Origin of the sequence: Rhodococcus sp. (in: high G+C Gram-positive bacteria), from assembly GCF_049591685.1 — a bacterium.
Classification (GTDB): Bacteria; Actinomycetota; Actinomycetes; order Mycobacteriales; family Mycobacteriaceae; genus Rhodococcoides.
On the sequence record NZ_JBAWFH010000480.1, the window covers coordinates 1 to 6,325 of the forward strand.

The 6,325-nt window shown below is 62.8% G+C and carries 7 protein-coding genes; 5 read left to right on the plus strand and 2 right to left on the minus strand.

Annotated features, from left to right (window positions below):
* From WBQ44_RS19815 to WBQ44_RS19830, 4 genes are all read left to right on the plus strand, one after another.
* Positions 1 to 276: CoA-transferase (locus tag WBQ44_RS19815; RefSeq protein WP_495568376.1), on the plus strand; the 276-nt coding region annotated here is incomplete at its 5' end.
* A 133-nt stretch (positions 277 to 409) separates the two neighbouring features.
* Positions 410 to 1,336 (plus strand): glycoside hydrolase family protein, encoded by a 927-nt coding sequence (locus WBQ44_RS19820; protein WP_495568382.1) that lies wholly within the window; start codon positions 410 to 412, stop codon positions 1,334 to 1,336.
* 200 nt (positions 1,337 to 1,536) lie between these two features.
* Positions 1,537 to 2,244: a GAF and ANTAR domain-containing protein gene (locus WBQ44_RS19825; protein WP_495568377.1), complete on the plus strand. Its 708-nt coding sequence runs from the start codon at positions 1,537 to 1,539 to the stop codon at positions 2,242 to 2,244.
* 218 nt (positions 2,245 to 2,462) lie between these two features.
* Positions 2,463 to 3,959, plus strand: coding sequence for an amino acid permease (locus tag WBQ44_RS19830; RefSeq protein WP_495568378.1), 1,497 nt, complete (start codon positions 2,463 to 2,465; stop codon positions 3,957 to 3,959).
* A 187-nt stretch (positions 3,960 to 4,146) separates the two neighbouring features.
* Here the strand turns inward: WBQ44_RS19830 and WBQ44_RS19835 are convergent, their stop codons facing one another.
* On the minus strand, positions 4,147 to 4,992 hold the full coding sequence (locus tag WBQ44_RS19835; RefSeq protein WP_495568379.1) for an SDR family oxidoreductase: 846 nt from the start codon (positions 4,990 to 4,992) through the stop codon (positions 4,147 to 4,149).
* 111 nt (positions 4,993 to 5,103) lie between these two features.
* Here WBQ44_RS19835 and WBQ44_RS19840 point away from each other — a divergent pair, with 111 nt between their 5' ends.
* Positions 5,104 to 5,478 carry a winged helix-turn-helix transcriptional regulator gene (locus WBQ44_RS19840; protein ID WP_495568380.1) on the plus strand — a complete coding sequence of 125 codons (375 nt, stop codon included), beginning with the start codon at positions 5,104 to 5,106 and terminating at the stop codon, positions 5,476 to 5,478.
* Positions 5,479 to 5,503: 25 nt separating this feature from the next.
* Here WBQ44_RS19840 and WBQ44_RS19845 read toward each other — a convergent pair whose 3' ends face one another.
* Positions 5,504 to 6,223, minus strand: coding sequence for an alpha/beta fold hydrolase (locus tag WBQ44_RS19845; RefSeq protein WP_495568381.1), 720 nt, complete (start codon positions 6,221 to 6,223; stop codon positions 5,504 to 5,506).
* Positions 6,224 to 6,325: the final 102 nt, after the last annotated feature.

Consider the following 6,325-nt stretch of genomic DNA (forward strand, 5'->3'; position numbering starts at 1 on the left):
ATCCCCGGGCATATGGTCAAGGGCATGGGCGGTGCGATGGACCTCGTCCACGGCGCGCGTCGCGTCATCGTGATGATGGAACACGTGTCGAAGAACGGTGAGCCCAAAGTGCTGGAGTCCTGCACGCTTCCGCTCACGGGCATCGGATGCGTTCAGCGCATCATCACCGACATGGCCGTCCTCGACGTCACCGAAGACGGACTCGTGCTCGTGGAAACCGCACCGGGGATCACCGAAGATCAAGTCCGAGCGGCGACGGGTGCCCAGTTGCGCTGATCCTCTCGAGGAAGGTCGATGCACAACGGGAACCGGTTCGTGTGGCGGAAGTGACGCATGATGCAGTCGAGTGGTACATACTTCGTCGGTGACGCAGACGACCCGACCACGACTGTCCGCCCTGGCGACGGTGATGCTCGCTGTCGCGGGCGTGCTCGTCACGTTTCCCGCCGGTAGCAGCGCCGCTCCACCTGATTCGCGCTACACGATGGTGGCGTTCAGCAACGACAGCGACCGTGACATGGATGTCTACGAGTCCAGGGACGGCACGACGTTCGAAATCGTGCAGCGGGCCGCGTACAGCCCTCCGTCCGGAGTCGTCCGTGACTCGAGCATCTTTCGGCACACGGACGGGATGTACTACTTGACGTACACGACGGTCGACGGTGCGAACATCGGCCTCGCGCGCAGTACCGACCGCGTGGAGTGGACGTTTCTGCAGAACTATCCGATTCCGTTCTGCTGCGCGCTGTTGCCGGGCACGGGAGATGGAACCGGTTCGGCGAGCCCACCATTCCTTACCGGTTCGGCCGGCTTCTCGGACGGACCGACGCTGTCTCCGTTCGTGACCAAGGCATGGGCACCCGAATGGTTCGTCGACGGCGACAGCGTCAACATCATCGTCTCGCTGTCCACCGGCGGGGGATTTGTTCCCTACCTGATGACAGCGGAAGATTCCTCGCTCGGATCGTTCAGCACGCCGGTCCCGCTGGTAGGTATGGGCGCAGACCGAATCGACACCACGGTGGTCAAGGTGGGTGCGGCCTACCACGCGTTCACCAAGAACGAAACCAAGAAGGTCATCGAGCACGCGATTGCACCGTCGTTGCTCGGGCCCTACGCGTTTGTTCCGCCGGGGGATTGGGGCACGTTCCGCGAGGGCCCGGCGCTGGTCCAGTTGGAAAGCGGTCACTGGCGAATCTATCTCGACGCGTACACCGAAGGCAGGTACCTCTATTCGGACAGCGCCGACGGTCTCCTCACCTGGAGCCCGGTGCAAGAGCTCCCCGGCGTCTCCGGAATCGCCCGCCACTTCGGAGTGATGCAGGAACCTGCCTGAGCGAGGTATGGGTCTGCGATCAGCGGGTAGCCCGCGGCCGAACCGTGCCTTCGGCGTTCGGCGGTGAGCGGTAGGCTGAAATCTAGTTTTTCTTTCAAACGGACTCGGCTAGTGCGACGAGGTCCCGCTGAACGGGGCAGCGCTACGGCCCGTTCACGGAACTGCCCTCCCTTGCGTGCAGCGGATGGGAGGCGGTTGAAGTGGATACGAACGAAATACGCACGCGGGAGACTGTAGGACAGCTGCTGGCCGAGGCATCTCGGTCGTTCTTTCTCCCGAACGACCTGGAGAAAACCCTCGGCGGCGTCACCCGCAGCGCGGTCGGGCTTATCGACGGCGCCGACTGCGCCGACATACTCATGATCGACGGACGCAAGGGATTCAAGTCCCACGCCTCGACGAGCGACCTCCCGATCCGCCTCGACGAGCTGCAAGAGGAGCTGCAAGAGGGTCCGTGTGTGGACGCGGCACGACGAGACATAGTCGTACGCAGCGACAACCTGAAAGCGGACGAACGGTGGCCCCGCTTCGGGCCGGCAGCGGTCGACGCAGGAGTGCACAGCACACTGTCGTTCCAGCTGTATACCGACGACGGCGCCGTCGGAGCGCTGAATGTCTTCGGGAAAGCGCCCGATGCGTTCAGCGACGAAGACGAAGAAATCGGAACCATGCTGGCCACTCACGCTGCCATCGCCCTGTACACGGCCGGCAAGGCCGAGCAGTTCCGGTCGGCTCTGGCTTCCCGAGACGTCATCGGTCAGGCCAAGGGAATGATCATGGAGCGCTACGACATCGATGCAGTTCGTGCGTTCGAACTGCTGTCCAAATTGTCGCAGGACGTCAACCTCTCCGTCGCCGACCTCGCTCGTGACATCGTCGAGCGTGGTTCCGAGAAACCTGGGCATTGACGTCGTCGGTGACGCACAATTCGAGACTGCTCTCTAGCAGTCGCGACTCGAGCGTCCCTGTCAAACCGCCCACGGCGGCCCGATCGCTTACGAGTTCGACGGGTTCGGGTTGGATGTTCGCCCTCCCGTTTAGAGTGAGATGCCGCGCGAGACGTTCTCCAACGAACTCGTTCGCGGCAGGTGCTCGAGAAGAAGACGACGACAGGTGGAACACAGCGATGGAAGAGCGTTTGCCCAGAGCACCGAGGAAGACGGGGATTTTTCGGACCAAGTCGGTCGAACAATCCATTCGAGACACCGATGAGCCCGATACGAAGCTTCGCAAAGAACTGACGTCGTGGGACCTCACGGTGTTCGGTGTGGCTGTCGTGATCGGGGCCGGCATCTTCACTCTGACCGCTCGCACCGCGGGCAATGTCGCTGGGCCTTCGGTGTCTCTCGCCTTCGTTCTGGCGGCAGCGGCCTGCGGCCTCGCGGCGCTGTGCTACGCGGAGTTCGCCTCGACCGTTCCCGTCGCAGGCAGCGCGTACACGTTCTCGTACGCGACCTTCGGCGAGTTTGTCGCATGGATCATCGGCTGGGACCTCATCCTGGAATTCGCCCTGGCTTCGTCGGTGGTGGCCAAGGGATGGTCGCTGTATCTGGGCGAAGTTCTCGGCTCGGCCTCACCGACCCTGACCGTGGCCGGACTCGACGTCGACTGGGGCGCACTGCTCATCGTCGTTGTCATCGCCGGTCTCCTGGCCAGCGGAACGAAACTGTCGTCGCGCGTGTCACTGGTCATCACGGCAATCAAGGTCGCAGTGGTTCTACTGGTCATCATCGTCGGCGCCTTCTACATCAAAGCGGAGAACTACTCGCCTTACATCCCACCGGCACAGGAAGGTTCGACGGGAGAGGGCATTCATCAGTCCCTGTTCTCCTTCGTCACCGGCGCGGGTGGCAGCACGTTCGGGTGGTACGGCCTCCTCGCGGCTGCGAGTCTGGTGTTCTTCGCCTTCATCGGTTTCGATGTCGTGGCGACCACGGCCGAAGAGACAAAAGAGCCGCAGAAAGCACTTCCTCGCGGAATCCTCGGGTCGCTCGCCATCGTGACGGTTCTCTACGTAGCAGTAACGCTCGTGCTGACCGGAATGGTCAACTACACCGAGCTGGCCGGCGAGGACTCGACGTTGGCGACGGCATTCGACCTGAACGGTCTGACGTGGGCCAAGAACATCATTTCGTTCGGTGCGCTCGCCGGCCTCACGACCGTGGTCATGGTCTTGATGCTCGGACAGACCCGAGTCCTGTTTGCCATGTCGCGCGACGGTTTGGCCCCGCGCGTCTTGGCGCGCACCGGCAAGCGAGGGACGCCGGTCCGCATCACAATGATCGTCGGGTTCGTCGTTGCAGTACTCGCGGCATTCTTTCCGATCGGCGCCTTGGAAGAAATGGTCAACATCGGCACGCTGTTCGCATTCGTTCTGGTGTCGATCGGCGTCGTCGTCCTTCGACGGACTCGTCCAGATCTCGAGCGCGGCTTCAAAGTTCCGTTGATGCCGTTCATTCCCATCGTCGCTGTCGTTGCATGTCTCTGGTTGATGGTCAATCTGTCGGTGGAGACATGGATTCGATTCCTGATCTGGATGGCTATCGGCATCGTCATCTACTTCGCCTACAGCCGGCGAAACGCCGAAAGAACAATGCGGGAGCGGGCTGCCCCGGTCGACTGAACGCGCGGCACCTCGCCCCGTCCTGGCGGCGGCGCGCCGTCGGATGGGCCTCGGTGGAGCCGTCCATCCGAGACACCGGGCGTCGTCCGATACGGCTCGAGCAATCGTCGTTGTCACGGGTCCATCCGCTTCGCCCGCCCGGCACGCCGACTGAATATGTGCGACGGGCAGGCGAATGCGGCGTCCGTCAGACCAGCACGTCGGCTACGGGCGTTGACGACCGGCCGATCAGTTTCTGGAGGTCGCCGGAGTCGGTATCCAAGTCACCGCGAGCGATACCTGCGTCAGCGCCCGCAAGCATCTCTGCCAGGGCCGCAGGTAGACCTGCACCCTGGAGCGCCCCGCGGTACTCGTCTTCGGGTAGATCCCTGTACACCACCGGCTTTCCCATGATGCTCGCGATGACGCCCGCCAACTCGTCGTATGTCAACCGTTCGTCGCCACCGAGTTCGTAAATTTTGCCGGCTTGGTCGTCGGACAGCAGTACTTCCACTGCGGCCGCCGCATAGTCGGCGCGTGATGCTGCCGCCAGCTTGCCGGTTCGTGCGGAGCCCAGCAGCGCGCCGTTGTCGGCAGCCTGTTGGACGGTTCCGCCGTAGTTTTCCCAGTACCAGCCGTTCCGGAGAATCGCGGCAGGTATCGACGACGCCGCGAGTAGTTCCTCGGTTGCGAGGTGGTCGGGCGCGAGGGTCAACGTCGAGGTGTCCGCCTTCAACAGTGACGTGTACGCCATGAACGAGACTCCCGCCGCCTCAGCCGCGCGAATGACGTTGCCGTGAGACGCGACTCGCGTTCCCATATCGGTGCCGGATATCAGCAGAAGCTTGTCGACGCCTGCGACAGCTGCCGTCAGAGCCTCGGTGTCGCCGTAATCGGCGATTCGTACCTGTACTCCGAGGTCCTCGAGCGGTCGCGCTTTCTCGGCATCACGGGCGACCGCGACGATCTCGCCTGCGGAGACTCCACGTTCGATCAGTCCTCGGATGACCAGTCCGCCGAGGTGTCCTGTTGCTCCGGTTACTGCTGTGGTCATGACGGCTCCTTTGGTTGTCTGTCCGACTGGACCCACTCTGCACTTACTCTTTTGCTAGTGCAAGCTTAAAGCAAAGTTACTTATGGCAAGTGATGCGCTACTATTGTCGACATGAGCGATACCGACCCCTCCATCGAGGCGGACGTTTTCGCACGTGGTTGCTTCTCGCGGGAGGCGCTACAGAACGCCACCAGCAGGTGGGGCATCCTCGCTCTTGCCGCCCTTGCCGAAAGCGACTACCGCTTCAACGCATTGCGCCGGCGAGTGGACGGCGTCAGTGAGCGAATGTTGTCGCAGACGTTGCAAACACTCGAGCGTGACGGCATGGTTGTTCGGACGGTGCAGGGCTCGATTCCACCCAAAGTCGAGTACAGCCTTACTCCGCTCGGCAAGCAGATCGCTGACCAGCTCACGGCGTTGATCGAACTCGTGGAGAACAGTCTTCCCATCGTTCTCGAGGCCCGCGAGCTGCACGACAAGCGTTGAGCGAGGCGGGCGGTTCGAGCAGGTCCTACTCTGTTCGAGGAAGCCGTTCAGCCTCGAGTTCCGACCTGTAGGACTCCAACCGGTCTGCAAGTTCGACCGGGCGCGACAGGGCGAGTAGATGCCCACCCGGCATCTCGTCGACGGTGATGCCCAGCCTTTCTTCGACCAGTCGCCGTTGCAGCTCCACGGGGAAGAACCGGTCGTCGACACCCTGCAGGAATCGCGTCGGAACGTCAGGCCATGCGTCGGGAGGCCACGGCAGCGCAAAAGGGCCATCGGACTGATCGATCGGACCGCGAGTAAGTGCCTCTTCCGTGACGAAAGCGGGCACGTCGTGGAAGAAGACGTCGGCGAACTGATCTTCGGTATCGAGATCACGACCGTCACGACGCGCCTGCTCGCGCCGCGCGGATTCGAGGTCGGTTGCGCCCCACCAGTCTCCCGGTGACTCGCCGGGTTTCGGCGTCATCGCGTTGACCAAGACGATCATGGCGACACTTTTCCTCGCCGCAACCAGCGGTGCCGTGAATCCGCCCAGCGACTGGGCGACGAGCACCGCGTCGGTGCTGCCGCCCATTGCGTCGATGACAGCTGCGGTGTAGTCGGCCAGCCCGGCTTCCGGATCGGCAGCGGGAAGTCGGACAGCGACGACATCGCTGCCTCGGTTCGAGAGCTCGCGTTCGACGCGATGCCAGTACCACGGGTCACCGCCCGCGCCGGGAATCAGCACGAACGGACGTGTCATGCGAGGAACGTACCGGACGAGGCCGAGCCCGCATACGTAGTCCGTGTTTCCGTGTTTCCGTGCGCAGTTGGGGGGTATCTCGGCGGGACCCAACCAAGGAGT